The sequence below is a fragment of the Paenarthrobacter aurescens genome (assembly GCF_025421775.1).
Lineage (GTDB): Bacteria > Actinomycetota > Actinomycetes > Actinomycetales > Micrococcaceae > Arthrobacter > Arthrobacter aurescens_B.
In genome coordinates, this window is the sequence record NZ_JAOEFX010000254.1 from 1 (window position 1) to 272 (window position 272).

Here is a 272-nt window from a genome sequence, read left to right on the forward strand (position 1 = left end):
CTCAATAACGGCGGCAGAGCATTCTGGATGCTGCGCATGCGGTAGTTGCTGCCCGTGGCTATCGCGGCGGATCACTACAGGATGTCGCTGACCGGGTGGGCATGAGCCAGACGAGCCTGCGGCACTACTTCCCTGCCAAGAGCGACCGTCTGCTGGCTGTGCTGAAACGCCGCGATGAGATCACCAGTGGCGCTATCCCGGATGACATGGAGGAAGACCAGGTGGACTCGGAGATCCGCACGGCGCTCTTCAACGAGGACATCCCCGGGGGG

At 62.9% G+C, this 272-nt stretch carries 1 protein-coding gene; it reads left to right on the forward strand.

Annotated features, from left to right (window positions below; all coding sequences use genetic code 11):
- Nucleotides 1-23 precede the first annotated feature (23 nt).
- Nucleotides 24-272, forward strand: a 249-nt coding sequence (locus tag N7568_RS23525) for a TetR/AcrR family transcriptional regulator (RefSeq protein WP_261612117.1), incomplete at its 3' end; no start/stop codon positions are given.